This is a genomic window from Psychroserpens sp., from assembly GCF_036960315.1.
In the GTDB taxonomy this organism is placed as follows: domain Bacteria; phylum Bacteroidota; class Bacteroidia; order Flavobacteriales; family Flavobacteriaceae; genus Psychroserpens.
This window is the reverse complement of the sequence record NZ_JBALVR010000004.1, coordinates 346,575-365,929: the sequence shown is the minus strand read 5'-3', so window position 1 is coordinate 365,929 and position 19,355 is coordinate 346,575. Positions and strand designations below refer to the sequence as shown.

Sequence of the window (19,355 nt, the reverse complement as noted above, 5' to 3'; positions counted from 1 at the left end):
GTGCATTTTTAAAAAAATCAAAAGCGTTTACTATTCTCTTTGCAGAAGTTGTTTCAAGTCCGTTTTTATCGGTCTTTGTTTGGTCAATAACATAATCTCTGAAAAGTTGGTTGTCATATCCAACTGTAGAAAATCTATAAGTTAAATTACGTTTTAAAATATCTTCTTTTGTTTCTTTCTCTGAAATACTTAATGGTCTAATTTCTTCAAGTCTTGAAAATAAAGCAGAAAGGAAAATTGTTATAGTTGTCAGTCTTTGTTGTCCATCTATTACGCCAAATTTACTATCACTTTTTTGCTCAAAAAGAAAGTGACCAAAGTAGTATTTTGAATTTGTTTGACTTTTATTATAATCTTCTAAATCTGAAAGAAAAACATTGACTTGCTTTGGTGGTTTTGATTTATCAAATTCGGTTTCCCAAGAATAGGCTCTTTGATAAGTTGGGACGAAAATTTTATTACCTGCTAATACTTTTTTGATTGTTGATGATGCTTCCATTAATTAATGATATGCTTAAAAGGTTTTTATCTTGCTGAACGAGTATTTATTTTTTTTCCTGATTTGTCGTAAGTATCTAACCAGCTAGTTCTTTTAACGACAAATGTGTTTCCAGAAATTGAAACAAAATTCCCGATGTTCGTTGATAAGGTTTTATACTTTTTTCCATTTTCATCGTAAAGGTCAAACCAAGAACCTCGATTTGCTACAAAAAAATCTGAACTAAAACCTTCGATAGTTCCTATGTTTGAAGAAAGTGTTTTACCTTTTTTTCCACGCTCGTCATAAATGTCGTACCACGAACCTCTATTGTCAATATTTGAAATTGCCATATATTTTATTTTTTACCTACTCTAAATCGGTTTTCAGTTTCTCCCGCTGTTTGTAAAATTACTATACTTGTTCGCCAAAGTATATCGTTCAATTCGAAGACGGATGTTTTTTCAACATTACTGGCAACTCGTTATATCCGAATAAATAGTCCCTAGATCCCTTCAGAATTTACTCAAAAGCCAACTTTTTATTTCTATATTAATTTTCAAATCTATTGCTCATCCAATTCTTGTTTTATGACAAAAATTAGGGGTAACGTCACCTAAAGCAAAGCACATTTTTCCTTATCCTTATCGTAATGGAGATTAAGACTTAATGTACCTCTTTTTATTATGCGTCAACAAGAATTATATAAAAGGGAGAACTTAAAGATATAAAAAAAACTCTAGGATTCAAACGTAATATTACAGAATTTTCTGAGGGTTTTATTACGGGATGCCGTAATTGTTTAAGATAGAAATAGTTTTTGTTTATGGGTCGTTGCTTTTGGCTAAAACTAAGTTAGTAAATAGGAAATTAGCTGGAGGGGAATCCGTTGGGTTTTTCTAGTATACACGGAATGAGTAATTGATTATACACGGTGTTAGCTAACGTTTTTATAAATCTAGTAACTCTTTCTTTTTAGTTTTAAATTCTTCTTCAGTTATTATTCCTTGTTCTTTCAGTTCTGCAAATTTCTTTAGTTCATCAGCATTCGAAATTTGATTAATAACAGGATTAGAATTTTGTTCTAATTTTTCTTTTAAATCTTCTATCATCTTTTTTGCTTTAAGAAAATCAGAAGATTGTTTCTTTAAAAATATAATCGTGTTTTCTTCAAAATCACCAGGTTTCGATTGTAATACGGCTACCTCTCCAGGAACTGAAAACTGTATCTTTCCATTGACCAACATATTTCCTTTAAAAAACTCAATCGCAGAAATGTTATTTATTGGTATTTCTTTGTCCGAGGCTGAACCTTTGTTTAGTAATGCCACTAACCCTTTCCGCTTAATGATAATTTTATTTTCAGTCACGACTAATGTGCCATTTCGTCCTTTAATTTCTAACAATTGATTCATATTTAATATTTGCTAACAACGTATATGAAAAGTAGCGCTAAAAATAGGCGTTAACTTTTCGGATTGCACACAAGCCCTAGAGTTAGCAATAACCTTCGCTATTTTTCATATACATTGTTAGCAGTAGGTTTTTTTCTATTCAGCTTTGTTTTTATTACTTATTTACGTCGATTAAAATATAATCAGTAAAACAACTAATTTCAGCAATTCCATCTACGTTTTCCCATCGGATTACATTTCCAGCATTTTTGAAAGTCGGTTTCTGATTCTTCAAACCTAAAAGTTCGAGTGCGTTTTCCTTTTCGGTCAGGTCAGACGTTTCATTTATTGTAATTCTATTTGCTTTTCCCTCTTTAAATATTATTTCAATCTTTTCCGATTTGTAAAATGCCTTTTTACAGTTCGCACTTTCACAAGGATAACCTTTTATCATTTCTGCCTTTTCAGCTTTATCTAAAGTCTTTTCAACTTCTTTTTCTGTTTTATTTACTATTTGAGTCAAGTCGAGAATTACAGACACTTTTTCGGTTGTTTTTTCTTTATTGGATTCGCTCGATTTTCCGCCACAACTTGTCATTAATAGCTGTCCAAATAATAGTAAAATAATTACTGTTTTCAATTTATTCATATCGTTTTTATAAGTTTGGATAAATTACTGCTAACTAGTTATATCCGGATAAAAAGTCCTTATTCCCCTTCAGAATTCACTAAAAAGATGACGTTTTATTTCTATATTAATTTTCAAATCTATAGCTCATCCAATTCTTATGTTATGACAAAAATCAGGGATAACATCACCTAAAGCAAAGCACATTTTCCTTATCCCTATCGTAATGGCAGTCAAGAATTAATGTACCTCTTTTTTAATATGCGTCAACAAGAATTATATAAAAGGGAGAACTCAAAGATATAAAAAAACTCTAGGATTCAGACGTAAAATTACAGAAATTTCTCACGGTTTTATTACGGGATGCCGTAAAGGGTTTAAGACATAAATAGTTTTTGTTTATGGGTCGATGATTTGGCTAGAACTAAGTCGGTAATTAGAAAATTAGCTGGAGGGGAATGCGTTGGGGTTTCTGAGTATTCATAGAATGAGTAATTGATTATATACGGTGTTGGCTAACGTTTTATTCATTTTATACTTGAAAATTAATATATTAATCACTTTAGTTTTATTTACAGTAAGTAGTTAATCTTTCATATATTTGCTCTATGGATATAAATATTGCTATATTTTATTTCGCTGTATTTTTAATACAATTACCTGTTATTTACACTCCTTTGTATGCTATTTCTTATCATGCAATTGGTTTAAATAAAAAAATTGATGATAAAAAATTGGCAAATATACTTTCACTAATTACCTTCATCATTTGCATTTTTTCCTTCTCCTTCTTCAGTAGTATTATCAAGAACATTGTTGTTGGTATTTAAACTATTCAATTCTAGATTTTTACTACTTTTTTGATACTCTATGAATTTAATTGTACGTTCTTGTTTTGCATTTAAGAAATCTGTAATAGGCTCTAATATAGATGACACAATTCCATCTCCAGTTTTAAAACTAAATTCTCCAGTAGCAGGGTCCATTGTAAACTCACCATTAGCAGTTAGAGCAGTAATAATCATAACTCCGAAAATACCTTTCTTAAAATAGCCTTTTACTCGAGCGTTTCCCTCTGATTGAACCTGAATTTTTATAGTTAAATCTCTATTTTCAGGAATACCATATTCTTTACAAAATTCATTGTAAAAGTAAGTTACACCTGAAAGCATATCATTTAAATCAAAGGCATTAATGTCTTCATGTTGGTTTATTTTTAGAACCAAATGCATTTGATCTTCTCGAATATAAACGCTTGATACAAAACCTTCAATAATATCGGCATAATTATCAGCTCTTGAAATTGCTTGGCGGCTATTTGTTAGACCTTTTAGCTCTCTTGTATCACTTCCAATAATATTACGTTGCCATTTTATTTTCCTTCTTTTTTCAGGATAAGGTTCGTAGTTTTTATTATGAAGAAAAGCTCTATTGTCTTCCACTACATAAACATCACTTTCGACAACTCCTACTGTAAATTGATCTGAATTCCTATCAGGTATAACTACAATATCACCTTCTTTTATCGTATGTTGAAAATCTATCAATTGGTTAATCCATTTACTTGTAGTTCCATTTCTATAAGAGTATTTAGACTCAATGTATTCTCGCAAATTTTTAATATCAGAATCGTTTCTGCCTTTACAATTCTCAATATACTTTTGAGGAACATCATTAAAACCAATACCTACGTAGTTGTGTTCTATGAAATCGGTATAAGTTGCACCTCCATAAGTTCTAATAAACCAATACCTTCTATTTTCATCTACAACTCTTACTTTCTCTATACTTTTTTCAATATCAAATTCCATTTATATTACTTTTTTATTTCTTTTTCTAAAACAAGATTAAAATTGCTTAATTTACACCTCGATTTCCATTGTTGTTTTATTGAAGATCAAATATTTACTACGGCTCCGTATATGAAAAGTAGCGCTGAAAATAAGCTGTTACATTTCGGATTAAACACAAGCCGAATTTTTAAATTTTACTATTTATCTTTTTATTGGAAATCGTCAAATTTAAAAATTTGGCGACTTTCCAAAAATGCCCAAGCCTTAGTGTTAGCAACGACTTGCGCTATTTTTTATATACGTTGTTGGGCTTTCGTACTTTTTCACGTAATATTCTCGTTTTTAATTCTTTTCAAAACCTCCTCATTTGAAAAATTTGGTGGTAACGGTTTAAATTTTTTATTTGAAATAGAGAATTTTTTGCGTTGAAACTCTCTCAATTTTGGAATGTCCAATTTTGAAACAAGAATAGCATCATTTGTACCGCCTTTTAATCTTAATAAATCCTTTCTAGCTGTTTCCGTTGGTTGAGTTAGTCTCGTATCTCCAAACTGACTTGTATTGACTTGAGCGACATAGCAATGCAAATCTCTTGCGCTAGCTTCAATTATATTTGAAAAATATGGAGTGTCTTTGTTCCATTCTAATGCGACTAGTAAGTCAATTTTACTTCTCAGTAAGCTTCTATGTTCCAAATCTGCTAATTCAAAACAATAGAATACTGAAAAGTAGATGTTTTTCCAATTGAAAATATCATATCTGCTTATGTCTGGCTTTGGTACACTTAAATGATTTTGAGAAATTAAATGGTCTTCAACTGGAGCATAATGATTTTTGAGTCTGAAAACTATGGTAGCATCTTTAATCCCATTTACTTCAACTGGAAGTATGGTAGCCACAAAATTAAAGGCTGTTTTATTAGAAATAATATGTTCTAGTCCAGAAATTACAAGAGTTTGATTTTTTTGCGAATAACGAGCTAAACTAGGAAGTAAGTTTATTGGGATAAAAAACTCAGGAAATAAGACTATATCTGAGTTTTCTTTTCTGGCTTGATTTAAAATTAAAGCTAAACGTTGGTATCTTTCAATAGATAAATTTGGTTCATTTCTAACGCCTTTGACAATATTACTTTCTGTTACTTCTGTATTAGCAAATGAAATACTAGGTTCCTTAATTTTATCTTTAGAATTAATGCGAAATTCCTTTATTTGATTTTGGTCGTCTAAATTATCGCCTCTATTTACTAAATCATAGAAGCTTGATTTTAATTTTTTATCATTTAAAATGTAATGAGGTAAATGATTTGAATTCCCTTTTACATAAATATCAAAAGCATAATCTAAATAATATTCTTCCTTTTTAATTTCTGTGTCTGTAGCTAAATCTTTTTCAGTTTTTATTTTAGGCCCTAATATATCCGTTAAAGGAAATCCGTTTTTTTCTTTACATTCTGACTTATCGAATTTAGATAACTCTGTAAAAGTTGAAGCAAAACAACATTCCCAAAATTTTATTGGCCTTGGAGAATTTTCTATAAGTTTTTCATCTAACTCGAAAGACTCAATATCGAATTGAAGCTTGAGTAAATTACTATATCCTTTTTTAGAATCTTTTGTATAGTTTAATAACGGAGTAGAAACATATTGATGTCTAATCATATTTGTTTCTCTAAATCTATTCTGCCAAACTGAATTTGATTTTGTGATTTCTGTGTTATTCAAATAATAAACTAAAAGAGAATTTGATAGTTCAATTGTTTTGAAATCAAAATGGCGTTCAACATCTCTACTTTGATTTAAGAACATTGGATTCAAGGAAATAGTTAATTCGTGAGCACAATCTAAATACTCAGCCATTGAATTTTGAACAAGGTTATATTCAACCTTAGTATTTTCTATGAAATTAATATCTTTTTTTCCGATTTTATCAATTTGTTCTGCGCAATGAATGTAAAAATCGATATATGATTTAGGTTCTTTATTGACTAAAAAATAAGTAAAAACTCTTTCCCATAAACGATAAAATTCGAGACAAGTAGAGCCCTTGAAAAATTTAAGAACTTGATTTTTTTCTTTCTCAGAAATACTTCGTTCGTGATTTAAAGAGCTAAATATTTGATTGGAAAGAAATAAAGTCAAACCATATCTGTTTTCTTTATAATCTTGTAAGGTTTTAATTTTCCCCTCTGTTCCATTGTAATCTAAATGATACGCACTTGATTCAAATTCCCCTAATGAATTGTCGTGGCTTGGTAAATCTCGAAACTCACTAGTTCTTTCTTCTAACTCTCTTTTTAATTTATTTATTACCATATCTGATTCTTCCGAATCAAAGTAGTAAAGAAGTGTTTTTTCGCTTTGACAGAACAATGACTTCTTCCCATTTATTTTAAAAACTCTTCCTTTGGAATTACTTGAATTTGTAGAAAAAGGAGAATCAACGAGGTTTATTAATGGGCTAAGATTTGAAATGATATATTTCTCAATTTCATTAAGAGTATCTTCCTCGAAGGTGATTTTATAATGAATATTATTTTTACTGTTATATTTCTTCTTAATTCTCTTCTTATAATCATTAAATGAAAATTTAAATTCTTTATTTAATTCTTCATTGTTTGAATTTGGATTTGGGTCGGCAAGAACTAGTAAAATATCGTCAACATATCTTCCATAATATGCAGGTTTGTATTTTTCTACTATTCTTTTATCAAAGTCTTTTAAATAGTCATTTGCAAGTACGAAAGATGATAAAAGACCTATAGGTAATATAAATTCTTGAAGTTCATTTTCTTCATTACGTTCTAATTCATTTGAGAAATTATAAGGTTGTTCATAATGTACCGAAATTTTCTCTGTATATATATGATGAATTTTTAAAAACAACCTATTTAGATTATTGTGAGCTAGCTTATAATGAGTTTTATTATCACTATAAATTAAATCATTTGGTATTCTGACAGAATGGAAATAATCTTTAACATCTAAATTTAGAAAAAGAACATCTCTTTCGTTTTTTATTAATTCCTGAGCAACATTTACGGAGTCGTCCCTCCATTTTTGATATTGTTTAAAATAGGGTTTAAATAGACCAGAGCCGTGAACAATTGTTTTTTTATCCTTACTAAGTAATAATCTATTTCCAATACAATTATCTCCAAGTTTAGAATCAATTTGAACACCATAATTTATAGTCCAAAGAACAGATAATAGGTGTATTTCGATTGGAGCATCTATAAAAGCTGTAAGTCTATTTATTGGATATTCTTTCTCAACCCTTTGATTTGTGATGAAATTATCTGCTATTTCAGTTTTCTCATATTTTTTCGGATAGATATTTGCACCAATTTTATTGAGAAAAAAATCAAAAAACTCTGAAGAGTTATGAAAGTTATTCAATTCATCCGTAAAGATTTGTAGTTTACTGTCAATTGATTGAGGAACACCAAAATCATTTTTAAAAATATCCAGTTCATCACCTATTTGGTATGGTTTTTCGCTTCCTCTGAATAGTGAATTAAAATCTTTAGTTAAATTAGTCTCAAACTCAACTAATTTTCGCCTTAAAATGATATCTGTATTATCATAGTAGATATAAGTTTTCAGTCTCTTATAAGCATCCTTTATATCTCTTAATTCAAATTTCATCTATATTTTAAATTTATGTTCGAGTGTTTTTCAGTATGAAGCCCAACTAGTTATATCCTGATAAAAAGTCCTTATATCCCTTCAGAATTAACTCAAAAGAGGACGTTTTATTTCTATCTAAATTTTCAAATCTATTACTCATCCAATTCTTGTTTTATGACAAAAATTAGGGATTACATAACCTAAAACAAAGCACATTTTTCCTTATCCCTATCGTAATGGAGATTAAGACTTCATGTTCCTCTTTTTTATTATGCGTCAACAAGAATTATATAAAAGGGAGAACTCAAAGATATAAAAAAACTCTAGGATTCAGAAGTAAAATTACAGAAATTTCTGACGGAATTATTACGGGATGCCGTAAAGGGTTTAAGACATAAATAGTTTTTATTTATGGGTCGTTGATTTGGCTAGAACTCAGTTAGTAAATAGAAAATTAGCTGGAGGGGAATTTGTAGGGTTTTCTGAGTATTCATAGAATGAGTAATTGGTTATATACGTTGTTGGCAATTGGTTTTTGTTTTTATTTATCCAGACTATTAATGTTTAAATACATTAAAAATCTGATATTCAAATCAATAACTTATTATTAATTTTTTTACTACTTTCTGTTTTCCAGAAGTTATTTCAATAAAATAAATATTTTCGGACAGATTTAAATTTACTTTTAATTCATTAACTGCGTTTTTATTATTTTGGGAATGAATTAATTTCCCTGATAAATCAAAAACTTTAATATCAATTTCTTCAAAGGTATTTTTGAAATTTAATATTATTTGCCCATTGGAAGGGTTAGGATATAGAACAGTCTGATCAAGTAGAGATATTGATGAATCTAAACCAAGACTATTATCATTAAATTTTTGCACAATTAATGAATTAAGACCTGAATCAAAATAGTTTACGTAAGGCTCATTGGTTATTGGATTAAAGTCAATTTTACATTCTGAGCCAATAAAGGAACCTGCAACTCCATTGCCAACTTGAGTCCAATTAGACCCATCAAACTTTTGAACAATGTAAGAACCTAAGACATCATCAGGGTAGGCTATATGGGGTTCACTAGTCATTGGATTAAAATCAAGGTTTATTGTACCAGTTCCAAAACTTGAACCTGGATTAGAGCCGACTTGAGTCCAATTAGCCCCATCAAATTTTTGAATTACATATTTATTTTCATTATTAGCACGATCTACAAATGCTATGTAAGGTTCGTTGGTTGAAGGATTAAAGGCTAAAGAAACATTGCTTAACTCTCCTGGAGTTCCAGTAATGGGTCCAGTTGATACCCAATTTACACCATCAAATTTTTTAACCGCTACAAAATTCGCACCCCAGGTGTAAGCCACATATGGTTCATTAGTATTTGGATTAAACGCTATTGAAGGTCTGCCAGTATATTGAAAGGTTGCTAAAGCCGACCCAACGTCCACCCAATTACCGTTACTAAACTTAACAACAACAAGTTCATCGAAGGTTCCTGACTCTAAAGGAAAAGCTAAATAAGGTTCATTAGTACTTGGATTAAAAGCAACATCAATTTCAGAAATAAAATTTGCTAATGTAAAAGTGCCAGTTTCAATCCAGTTTGAACCATCGAATCTGTTCGTTTTAAACTCATTAAAAATATTATTGTTAAAGGCTACATAAGGTTCGTTAGATGACGGGTCAAAAGTGAGAGAAACTCCTGCATTACTATAACTAAACCCTAAATTAACTCCTGTTTGTATCCAGTCTGTGCCGTCAAATTTATCAATTCGATATCCAGATTGCGGATAAGCAATATACGGTTCATTGGTAACAGGATGAAATACAATATCTCCAACTCTTGCGCCACCTGTATATCCAAAATTAGAACCTACTTGTTCCCACTGAGCAAAACACGTAATGTGTATGAATAAAAAACCCAAAAAAATAACTCTTTTCATTTAATTATATTTTAAACTAATATTAATAAATTATTTGTAACAATTGTCAAAAAACATAAACCAACACAACTATAATAAAAAATATTCAAACCACTTAAATAATATTGCTTTGAATTATCTCAAACTTGTTGCCAACTACTTATATCCGAATAAAAAGCCCTTATATCCCTTCAGGATTCACTAAAAAGGCAACTTTTTAGTTCTATATTAATTTTCAAATCTATTGCTCATCCAATTCTTGTTTTATGACAAAAATTAGACTTAACATAACCTAAAGCAAAGCACATTTTTCCTTATCCATATAGCAATGGAAATCAAGACTTCATGTTCCTCTTTTTTAGTATGCGTCAACAAGAATTATATAAAAGGGAGAACTCAAAGATATAAAAAAACTCTAGGATTCAGACGTAAAACTACAGAAATTTCTGACGATTTTATTACGGGATGCCGTAAAGGGTTTAAGACATAAATAGTTTTTGTTTATGGTAAGTTGCTTTGGCTGGAACTAGGTTAGTAAATAGAAGATTAGCTGGAGGGGAATTCGTTGGGTTTTCTGAGTATACACGGAATGAGTAATTGGTTATATGCGTTGTTGTGAGCTGATTTATTCTTTTTTTAATTTCTCTACAAATTCATATTCTAAAAATGGGAAACCTAAGCTTAAAAACTCAGAATTACTCAATGTGAATCTCAATTTTCGCTTTTCATAATATCTATCTACATAAGTCCAATCAAATAGTATCACTTTTAATTCGTTTTGTTTAAAATATTGTCTTTTTTCCTCAGTATCATAAATCATAATAATCAAATCGTGACAAAACCCTTTTGATGCATTAATGGTCTCTTTTCCAATCGTTTGATTCTCAAGAGTCATATCTGTTTTTTGTTCAACTTTTAAGGTCAATTTATCATCTTTGATTGCTGCAACAATATTTGTATTTTTAATGTTACTTGAAATTTTATAGAATAACGAATTATAGTATTCTTCTGTAAGTTTATTTATTTCAGATTGTTGAGAATATGCCAAGCAGGAAATAAGTATAGTAAATAATAAAATTAAAGGTCGTCTCATATTTTTTGTTTCTACTTGTTGCTAACGTGTTCATGCATGCCTAGTTGCCTTGGCCAGGTCTAAATTAGTAAAAGAAAACGAACCAGAGGAAAATCCGTAGGATTTTCCATGTACGCATAGAACGAGTGATAAATTATACACGTTGTTCGCAATTGTATTAATTTTCGATTTTCTCAATCATCTCTTTGAATAAGCATAATAAAAATATTAGTTTTCCGGAGTCACCTGCAGCGTTAAATTTTTGATTCTCAATTTTTACACCATACCAATCTTGTTTTCCATTCTCGTTAAGAATCCAATCTAGATTAAGATTAGCTATTGACGTTTTTGATATATCAATTTCGACGTCCCATCCTGGATTGTCTAAAGTGGTTATTTGGATACCATCACCATGTTCCCAATCTCCGTCACAATTATCCTTAAACCATTTCTGTATCCAGTCTAAAATATCCATTTGCATTGAGTTATTAAAATTGAGTGGTTTTTATTATTGCTAACGTGTTCGTGTATGGTTAGCAGCGCAAGCTAGGTCAAAATTAGTAAAAGAAAACGAACCCGAGGAAAATCTGTAGGGTTTTCTGAGTATATACAGAATGAGTAATTGGTTATATAGGTTGTTGTGCTTTTGTAATTTTTAATTCAGTTGCAATACAAACAGAACATCATAAATATTCTTTTCTAAGCCTTTTAGTTTTGATTCGGTTTCCTTTCCACATTTTGAGCAATTTCGTTCATCCAATTCATTTTCGGATGCTTAATAGTTACAATCCTTAATAATCAGGTTAGTTTATTTTAATTTCCAATTTCATTTATCTCACTAATTGGCTTATTTTTCTTCCAAGTTTTTTCTAAATATTTATATAATAAATAGCAGCTTAAAATCCCCAAAGGGATCATTAAAATACCATATAAAGTTTCATTAACAGTGTCTAAAAACCCTGTAAAAATAATTTCCATTATAATTGCTACTATAACGCTAAATAATAAAATTCCACCATAATAAACTACAATTCCTAAAATTGCGAATCCCCATTGACTTTTATTGTATTCTTCTGCTAATTTGTAAAAATATTTACCTATCCAATACAGTAATACTAATCCTAACATACTTTTCCTTTTTTATTTCACTTCAATTATTAAAAACTTCTTTATACCATATCCATTAACACTGTATATCAGTCCATGAACTATTCAATATTATTTGGTGAATATTTATCATTTTTAAATTGCACCTAACGGTCTCGGCTATGAGCAGTTGCGTGGGTTAGCGCTTAACTTTGCAAATACAAACCGACTAGAAAATCCGCGAAGATTTTCGTAAGTAGGCTTGCACTAGCCATAAATTTTATACGGTGTTGTAAAACGTTATATTCCTAAATTCCAGCCTAATATTAATTTTATTGTATTCGTTTTTACTGTTCCGTCTACTTGATTTGGTACACCACCGATATCTATAATTCCAAAGTCATTTCTTATTTCAATTGTTAAGTCATTTTTTTCATTAAGAGATATATTGGCTCCAATTCCTGCAGATAAGCCAAAGTCAATTTTTTTCTGTTCTGTAACTAATTCACTATCATCATTTGGATAATCGTCATTAATTTTATTATTTAATAAATAATTGAAAAAAGGACCTCCATTCACGAAAAATTTTGAATTTCCAAATTCATATTTTAATAGAATTGGGATATTAATGTATTCAAAAGTCTCATTATAATTTTCGGTTCCAGTTTCTTGAGCTTGGTTGTTAAAAAATGTCAATTCTAACTTCTTGATTTTTCTCTCATAATTGACATTTGCCTTTATTGATAGATTTTCTTTTAAATAATAATCTAAAGAAACACCAAATAAATATCCAACCTTAAAATTATTGAATTCCGCAAATTCATTACCTCTAATATCTGGATAATTCAGTCCAACATTAATTCCAATTTTGAAATCATTTTGCGAACTTAAATTCATTGAAAATAATAATCCTAAAATGATTATTAAAAATTTACTTTTATTCATATCAGCTTAATAGTTTTGAGTTTAGTTAATGTTTGCCAACGTGTTATACGTGCATAAATATCAGTGATATTTTTTTTTAATATCGGGATAGGCGTATTTTTTGAGTTGATTTATGAGTTTTGAAATTACTAAAATCTATGCGCTTCCATATAGGTAGTTCTACGTGTATTTTTAATAAAAGTAAGATTGTTATTACAGACAGAATTACTGTTTCCCGTAATACCATAAAAAAAATCTGAAGGGTTGCATCATGATTCATGATGTTCTTTTCTAGCTATAAATTCGGGATTATAAATGTATACAAAGCATTACAGATTCAGAAGTAAAATTACAGAAATTTCTGACAATTTTTTTACAGGATACTGTAAAGGACTTAAATAGTTTACTATAGCAAAACTATCTACTCATTGGAAGGAAATGTTCTCAAAAATTCTGGGTATTATTTTCAAAGCTAAATAGTCAATTCTAAAACATAACTGAATCGTAATCTATTTAACTATTTTAGAGTTTCCAGTTTTACTATCATCAACAAGTTAAAATCTAATTTACTAGGTTTTTCGCTTTTTATTTCTAATTGGAGCTAATAAAAAATAATTGCAAACCAGGATATGAAAACCACAGCCAATAACCATGCGATTTTCTCACCACAACCGGTTTTACTTGAACTCATTATTATCAATATTGGCAATAGCCAAATAAATACTATTATGCCTAAAATTATAAGGACACTAAATTCTGAAACATCCATTTCATATTGGTTTTAACTTTATATTTTTATATCAGTCTTAGAATAAACAATAATTGAATTTAAGTAGTTTATTCTAAATAGCATAGTTCCCAGTCTATTTTATTCAAATGCACCACAAAGTGTTTGCGTATGGTTAGTTGCGTTGACAAGAACTAAATTAGTAAAAGAAAACGAACCAGAGGAAAAACCGTAGGATTTTTCGAGTACACACAGTACAAGCAATTAATTACACACGTTGTTACCTGCAGTTATATTCTGTTTATTCCTTTACGTATTGTTCATAATACCAACTTAGAAAATGGTCAACTTGACCTAAATCTTTAAAATTACAAGCTACTGCAATTTCAGTTATTAAATCATTGTATTTTTCGTAAATGTCAATATTGAAATTATTTGCTTGAGGAAATTTAGCAAACCCTAAATCTGTTAAGCTATTCAAAGTCCTACCATTTGCTACTGAAAATTTATTTGGATTGTAAGTGTTCATTATTTCAGTCAAAGCATTAACTCCAAATCTTTTAATAGATTTAACAAGTGGTAGAGTTATAGAAAAAACGAATTCTGGTCTTTTATTCTTATTTTCCTGAATTAATTTTATAAGCTTAATTATTGCTTTATGTTTTTCAGCAAAGGTTGTCTTGCCACGTAATAAGCCTGATGAATGAAAGGATTTGGCAATGTCGTCATAATAATAGAGAAAATCTTCTGCCGAAGTAATGTTCTTTTTAGTCAAGCTATTTAATAATCGTTTTGCTGTTTTATAATATTTAGCTCGTTCGGAAAATCTGTCTAGTCCACCTGTATTAAGATATTCCTTGACGAATTTATCAAGCTTTGATAGGTCAATTTTGTGTGTTTTAGAAATTTCTTCTTTAAATTCTTTGTCTGCTTTTTTGTGTTTCTTTCTGTATGCCTCAAATTCTCTTTCATATTGACTTAGTTGTAACTCTCCTGTAATTTCAGTAGAGTGAGTTGAGTAAACATTAATTAATTTCTTAAAATCCTTGTCAATAGAAGAACCGATTTCGGTTTGAAATAAAACAGAAACTTCGAAATTTGTTTCAAGTCCACCACCAGTTAGATTCGCAGAGCCAGTTAAAATTGAAATATTGTTACCCTTTAGTGAATAGTAAATTTTGGGATGAAAAGTAGATTTAGCTTTTTTTGTCAAATAAACAGTATGTCCACTTTTAATAAGTCTTTTTAATGCTCGTGGTTCAGTTATATAAAAATCTGTTCCAATATAAAATGTGCTGTTTTTTGTCAACCGTTTGGCTATCTTACTAAGTCCTGAACTTTTCAAAAACGCAACGCAAATAATTCATCAGAGTTTTCAACTATCCGTTTAACTATTGTTAAATGTGTAGGTTTTTTATCGTTAGTAATGATTCGCATAGTCGTTGGGTTAATTGCAGGTAACGGTCTTGGCTATGATTTCGTTGTGGTTTGACAGTTTTGTTTGGTGCGTGCATCCCGAGTGTGCCGACATCTAACTACAAAGGTTCTGGAGGCACTTTTTAGCGCCAATTAAAAATGTAAAAACGAAATTGTCATAGCAGTTATTAAAGTTTAAATATAGTTCTTAAATTTCATTTTACTTAGAATACCACAATGAATTATAGCCGTTGTTGTAGCCAGTTTTTATTTTTTATTTATGGTCAAATAATAATTCCAATTTATTAAATCCGTATTAAATATACCCTTATCCAATAAAATATTTCGGGATAACAGTATGATTTTTTTGTGTTTAATATTCTTTTTCGTTGGTTATTGTTGCCCAACATTATTAGTAAGCGCTATTAATAGAAAGCAATCTAGGTGTCAATATCTGGAGGTTTGCTTTCGACAAGCATCATTTACAGTATTTACAATGCTATAGAAAAATGAAAAAGAAAAACAGCTGCGATACCATAAAGCAAAGGCATGAAATATGATAGGTTCTTACTTTGGTTTTGCTTAAGGTGTCATAATAAATGAGGCCTAAAAAAATTGAATAAATAAGTAAGTAGGTTATTTCGGTACCTCCTATCCCCTCTATTCCCATTATAATACCAGTTATTCGTCCTACCGTTGGGAAGAGAAATACCATTGCACTTGCTATCATATATCGCATATGAATTGCGGTTTGCTTTTTATGGTATATGGCCAGGCCGTAAAAAATGGTGAGAAGCGAAAGATCCCTTAAAGGAAAAAATATGGCCTGGAGGACGTTATCTTCGCCGCTTTTCTTTGTCATCTGTAGTATGAAGAAAACTACAAGAAGGGGAAAAAGAACATAGGTAAACTTACCAATTGCGCGATGCGTTTTAAATTTTTTATTGCTTATCAAAAAGGGTTGCACGATCAAAGCCCCGATCCAAAGCGTTGAAACAAAGGCATGCAGATGTGTAATTGTATCGGTTTTTTCATTGAATACTGGAATTAGGCCAAAGTAGGTTTTATAAAATCCGAAAAATGTAAGTGGAATCAAGAATATCATAAAGTATCCGATGTATTTGTATTTTTTCTCCATGCTAGAATATTGGTTTTACAGCTACACAGCCTTTGTGTAACCCTTCAGTACCTTGAAAGATACATTTTTAATTGTTATCCAAAGTGCGCACAGCCCGTTGCCAAGTACTATTTGGCTGGGTCAACGAATCTGGTAAATTGGCTACAACTGGTTATATTCTAACACATATATACTTTTAATGGGTTCGTTTTCCGGATATAAGAACTTTTTATGCTAAGTAGAAGACAAAAAAAAAGGAACCACATCACTGTAATTTCCTTACTATATATGTAGTCTTAATTGATTTTAATCTTAAAAATCGCGTATCGCGCATACACTGCTAATGCTTTTATTACCACCACCATCGTTTTGCTGATAACCTGCACCAAAATGTTGCTCCCAAGCTTGACCTTTAGTCACTGTAGAACTCCAATACCAGTCATCATATAAATTGCCAAGCCCTGTTTCAGAAACATAAGTATATATCAAATCTAAATCATCCTTGGACGGTAAATACCAATCGGTGTATTCGCCCTCAGTAAAATCTTCACATAGTTTCTTAGCGTCTTCCCAATTAGCTTCACCCAAATCAATGTCGCTATATACTTTACCATGTTGTCCTATAGAGTCTAATTGAAAAATGATACCACCAGCATAGGTATCGCCAACCTGTTTTGCATTAAGCACAACACGCCTAATAGGTCGTACATTACTCATACTTTCATTACCACCACCATCGTTTTGCTGATGGCCTTCAGGGAATACTTGCTCCCAGCCTTTACCATCAGTATCAGTAGAACTCCAATACCAATCGTCTTTAAAATTACCAATTCCTGTTGGATACAAATTAACATAAAGTTGATTTAATTCTTCCTTAGAAGGGAGATACCAATCGGTATGTCCGCCACCATCATATTCATCAGCTAACGCCTTGGCTTCATGCCAATTAGTAAAACCCAAATCAGCTTCTCCACATATTTTAACTTCGTTACCATTGGGGTCTATTTGAAATACAATACCGCCCTCATAACTATCGCCTATTTTTAGATTAGAATTAGATATAAAATAGTTAATGGCAAATGCTAAAACGGCAAGAAGTATAACAATGCCACCAATACGTTTATACTTTTGTGAATTGCTTTTTCCAGTAATGTCTTTCGCTATAACGTTTTTATGGGTTTGCGCTTTTACAGAGGGTTTCTCTGGAATGGGCTTGGATGCTTTAGATGTGTTTACCACCTCTTCTGCATAAGACTTTTGTTCTACAGGCGCACACAATTTACGAATATCTACAAGAATGCGCTCAAAGGAGGGGTCATTATTATCTTTAAGCCATGGTCTTAAATCTGCGGTTTGACGTCTCCTAAAAGCAAACGGAATATCAGTATCTGAAACGAGTATCGGAATTAAAATATTTCTTGCTTTACCTTCCGCAGCCTCCACATGAACCCATTCACTTTTTGTAGAATGTTCAGACCAAAGTACAATGACACATTTGGCGTCTGCAACGGCTTGTTCAATAGCCGCATCGAAGGTGCTTCCTGTAGGAATATCAACATCCCACCAAACTTCAAAACCTTCCTTATTTAAAGCCTCAGCTATAGTTCGAGCAAATTCATGATCTACTTTGGCGTAACTAATAAAAATATCATGCATCCGTAAATATACAATTCTTTTTGAAGGAATCAAGCCAATAAATTTGATAGAATCTGCTCGTAAAAGTCACAAAAAAAGGAACTACATCGCTGTACTTCCTTTTCTAATAATTCTGTTCAGCTATTTAAACTACTTCATCAAATTGCCGTCATCATTTTTAAAGAATCAATTTTTGTCGATGGTTTATTTATTTTTTGTTGAAGCTTTATGTTGACAGGAGAAAAGACTTAAAATCAAAATTATCAAAATGTAGTTTCTCATTATGTTAATATTTTATCTGAATTGGTGCTAACGGTTTGTGTATGGTTAGTGTATGGTTAGTTGCGTTGGCTAGAACTAAGTTAGCAAAAGAAAACGAACCAGAGGAATCCCGAGCATCGGGATTCTGAGTACACACAGAACGAGTAATTTGCTATCTCTGTTGTTGGCACCAGTTTCATTTCTTTTCTTCTCGTAAAATTTTCTCCATTTTACGACCTCTTGCTAATTCATCAATCAGCTTTTCCATACGCCTACATTGTTTATACAATTCAAATTCATCCTCTATTTCTTCAATTCGATAACCACAAACGACTCCTTTAATCAAGTGTGCGTTTGGATTTATTTTAGCCTTTTGAAAAAATGTTCTAAAAGTTGCTTTTTCATTAATAAGTGCTTGTAAAGCATCTTGATCAAAACCAGTAAACCATTCTATTACTTTATGGAACTCTTCTTTTGTTCTTCCATGCTTTTCTAATCTATTCCAGTAAAGCGGGTAAATAGAGGCAAAGATCATATTAGCAACGTTTTCATTTTTTTCAGCTGTAACTTTCATTTTGATACTATTTTATTGTTTATCTCTTTCTCATAAATTCAAATGCACCTTTTCTGAGTTGGATGTCGTATTCCAAATAGGCTTTCATACAGGCGAGGAAATTTGCCCATCCTCCCGAATTTTCCAAAGCCCATTTCAGATTATCTTCATTAAGTTCCTTTCCATTTTCATTTACTCTTACTATGGTACTATCATCTGGCCATTTTTCTAATGTAATTATCACTACAGTTTCTGGGTCCCAAACAAAGGAAATTGAGCTATTATTTTCAATTTTAATTTCTTTAACAGGATACTTATCTTCAAATTCAGGAAATTTCCAAATCACTTCTTTTCCTGATTCAAGTCGTCCGCTACTTTCAGAAATAAAGTACTTGGTCATTTTCTCTGGATTTACAATCCCTTCAAAAACGTCTTCTATTGGTTTTTGAATTTGTATAGTTGCATTTGATTCAAGTCTCATATTGAGTTCCATTTGTCATTTATTTGATCTATCCGAATTGGCGCTAAGGTTTTGTGTATGATTTGTGCGACTTAGAATCCGCAGGGTTTTCAGCCGTTGCGAATCGTACGTTTAAATATATAACTTTTAATTGAAGTTGATGTGTTAGCATGAACTATACACGTTGTTGTGCTTTTGTTATTTTTAATTCTGTTCTTATTCCGTTAATTCATTACTCTAAATATCTCTATTATTGT

General features: G+C 30.7%; 17 protein-coding genes. 1 reads left to right on the top strand and 16 read right to left on the bottom strand.

The window, feature by feature from the left end; genetic code table 11:
• From V7719_RS09640 to V7719_RS09590, 11 genes are all read right to left on the bottom strand, one after another.
• The coding region (locus V7719_RS09640; RefSeq protein ID WP_335729684.1) for a DUF262 domain-containing protein at positions 1–499 on the bottom strand (499 nt) is incomplete at its 3' end.
• A gap of 26 nt (positions 500–525) precedes the next feature.
• A complete protein-coding gene (locus V7719_RS09635) occupies positions 526–831 on the bottom strand; it encodes a hypothetical protein (RefSeq protein WP_335729683.1) in 306 nt (101 codons plus the stop codon).
• Positions 832–1,428: 597 nt separating this feature from the next.
• A complete protein-coding gene (locus tag V7719_RS09630; RefSeq protein ID WP_335729682.1) occupies positions 1,429–1,884 on the bottom strand; it encodes an SHOCT domain-containing protein in 456 nt (151 codons plus the stop codon).
• Between the two features lie 163 nt (positions 1,885–2,047).
• Positions 2,048–2,521 (bottom strand): hypothetical protein, encoded by a 474-nt coding sequence (locus tag V7719_RS09625; RefSeq protein WP_335729681.1) that lies wholly within the window; start codon positions 2,519–2,521, stop codon positions 2,048–2,050.
• A gap of 731 nt (positions 2,522–3,252) precedes the next feature.
• Complete coding sequence (locus V7719_RS09620) at positions 3,253–4,311, bottom strand: hypothetical protein (protein WP_335729680.1); 1,059 nt, start codon at positions 4,309–4,311, stop codon at positions 3,253–3,255.
• 305 nt (positions 4,312–4,616) lie between these two features.
• Positions 4,617–7,940 carry a reverse transcriptase domain-containing protein gene (locus tag V7719_RS09615; protein WP_335729679.1) on the bottom strand — a complete coding sequence of 1,108 codons (3,324 nt, stop codon included), beginning with the start codon at positions 7,938–7,940 and terminating at the stop codon, positions 4,617–4,619.
• 575 nt (positions 7,941–8,515) lie between these two features.
• On the bottom strand, positions 8,516–9,868 hold the full coding sequence (locus tag V7719_RS09610; RefSeq protein ID WP_335729678.1) for a T9SS type A sorting domain-containing protein: 1,353 nt from the start codon (positions 9,866–9,868) through the stop codon (positions 8,516–8,518).
• A gap of 604 nt (positions 9,869–10,472) precedes the next feature.
• The gene (locus V7719_RS09605) at positions 10,473–10,940 is read right to left on the bottom strand and encodes a hypothetical protein (RefSeq protein ID WP_335729677.1); all 468 of its coding nucleotides are present in this window, start codon (positions 10,938–10,940) and stop codon (positions 10,473–10,475) included.
• Between the two features lie 157 nt (positions 10,941–11,097).
• A complete protein-coding gene (locus V7719_RS09600) occupies positions 11,098–11,394 on the bottom strand; it encodes an immunity 53 family protein (protein WP_335729676.1) in 297 nt (98 codons plus the stop codon).
• Positions 11,395–11,732: 338 nt separating this feature from the next.
• On the bottom strand, positions 11,733–12,047 hold the full coding sequence (locus V7719_RS09595) for a hypothetical protein (protein ID WP_335729675.1): 315 nt from the start codon (positions 12,045–12,047) through the stop codon (positions 11,733–11,735).
• Between the two features lie 258 nt (positions 12,048–12,305).
• On the bottom strand, positions 12,306–12,950 hold the full coding sequence (locus V7719_RS09590) for a porin family protein (RefSeq protein WP_335729674.1): 645 nt from the start codon (positions 12,948–12,950) through the stop codon (positions 12,306–12,308).
• A 608-nt stretch (positions 12,951–13,558) separates the two neighbouring features.
• On the opposite strand from V7719_RS09590, the gene V7719_RS09585 reads away from it, so the two are divergent.
• Entirely contained in the window at positions 13,559–13,714 is a 156-nt protein-coding gene (locus V7719_RS09585) for a hypothetical protein (RefSeq protein WP_335729673.1), read from the top strand.
• Positions 13,715–13,957: 243 nt separating this feature from the next.
• Here V7719_RS09585 and V7719_RS09580 read toward each other — a convergent pair whose 3' ends face one another.
• The 5 genes from V7719_RS09580 to V7719_RS09560 form a co-directional block, all read right to left on the bottom strand.
• Complete coding sequence (locus V7719_RS09580; RefSeq protein ID WP_335729672.1) at positions 13,958–15,001, bottom strand: phospholipase D-like domain-containing protein; 1,044 nt, start codon at positions 14,999–15,001, stop codon at positions 13,958–13,960.
• Between the two features lie 570 nt (positions 15,002–15,571).
• Entirely contained in the window at positions 15,572–16,210 is a 639-nt protein-coding gene (locus V7719_RS09575) for a hypothetical protein (protein ID WP_335729671.1), read from the bottom strand.
• 291 nt (positions 16,211–16,501) lie between these two features.
• Positions 16,502–17,878: a TIR domain-containing protein gene (locus V7719_RS09570; protein ID WP_335729670.1), complete on the bottom strand. Its 1,377-nt coding sequence runs from the start codon at positions 17,876–17,878 to the stop codon at positions 16,502–16,504.
• 403 nt (positions 17,879–18,281) lie between these two features.
• Entirely contained in the window at positions 18,282–18,659 is a 378-nt protein-coding gene (locus tag V7719_RS09565) for a DUF2200 domain-containing protein (protein WP_335729669.1), read from the bottom strand.
• Positions 18,660–18,678: 19 nt separating this feature from the next.
• Complete coding sequence (locus V7719_RS09560; RefSeq protein WP_335729668.1) at positions 18,679–19,131, bottom strand: SRPBCC domain-containing protein; 453 nt, start codon at positions 19,129–19,131, stop codon at positions 18,679–18,681.
• Between the last annotated feature and the right edge of the window lie 224 nt (positions 19,132–19,355).

Bases quoted from the DNA above. Each gene is read 5' to 3' on its own strand.
- V7719_RS09635 (WP_335729683.1), bottom strand. From the start codon at position 831: ATGGCAATTTCAAATATTGACAATAGAGGTTCGTGGTACGACATTTAT.
- V7719_RS09625 (WP_335729681.1), bottom strand. From the start codon at position 2,521: ATGAATAAATTGAAAACAGTAATTATTTTACTATTATTTGGACAGCTA.
- V7719_RS09620 (WP_335729680.1), bottom strand. From the start codon at position 4,311: ATGGAATTTGATATTGAAAAAAGTATAGAGAAAGTAAGAGTTGTAGAT.
- V7719_RS09615 (WP_335729679.1), bottom strand. From the start codon at position 7,940: ATGAAATTTGAATTAAGAGATATAAAGGATGCTTATAAGAGACTGAAA.
- V7719_RS09610 (WP_335729678.1), bottom strand. From the start codon at position 9,868: ATGAAAAGAGTTATTTTTTTGGGTTTTTTATTCATACACATTACGTGT.
- V7719_RS09605 (WP_335729677.1), bottom strand. From the start codon at position 10,940: ATGAGACGACCTTTAATTTTATTATTTACTATACTTATTTCCTGCTTG.
- V7719_RS09600 (WP_335729676.1), bottom strand. From the start codon at position 11,394: ATGGATATTTTAGACTGGATACAGAAATGGTTTAAGGATAATTGTGAC.
- V7719_RS09595 (WP_335729675.1), bottom strand. From the start codon at position 12,047: ATGTTAGGATTAGTATTACTGTATTGGATAGGTAAATATTTTTACAAA.
- V7719_RS09590 (WP_335729674.1), bottom strand. From the start codon at position 12,950: ATGAATAAAAGTAAATTTTTAATAATCATTTTAGGATTATTATTTTCA.
- V7719_RS09585 (WP_335729673.1), top strand. From the start codon at position 13,559: ATGAAAACCACAGCCAATAACCATGCGATTTTCTCACCACAACCGGTT.
- V7719_RS09575 (WP_335729671.1), bottom strand. From the start codon at position 16,210: ATGGAGAAAAAATACAAATACATCGGATACTTTATGATATTCTTGATT.
- V7719_RS09565 (WP_335729669.1), bottom strand. From the start codon at position 18,659: ATGAAAGTTACAGCTGAAAAAAATGAAAACGTTGCTAATATGATCTTT.
- V7719_RS09560 (WP_335729668.1), bottom strand. From the start codon at position 19,131: ATGGAACTCAATATGAGACTTGAATCAAATGCAACTATACAAATTCAA.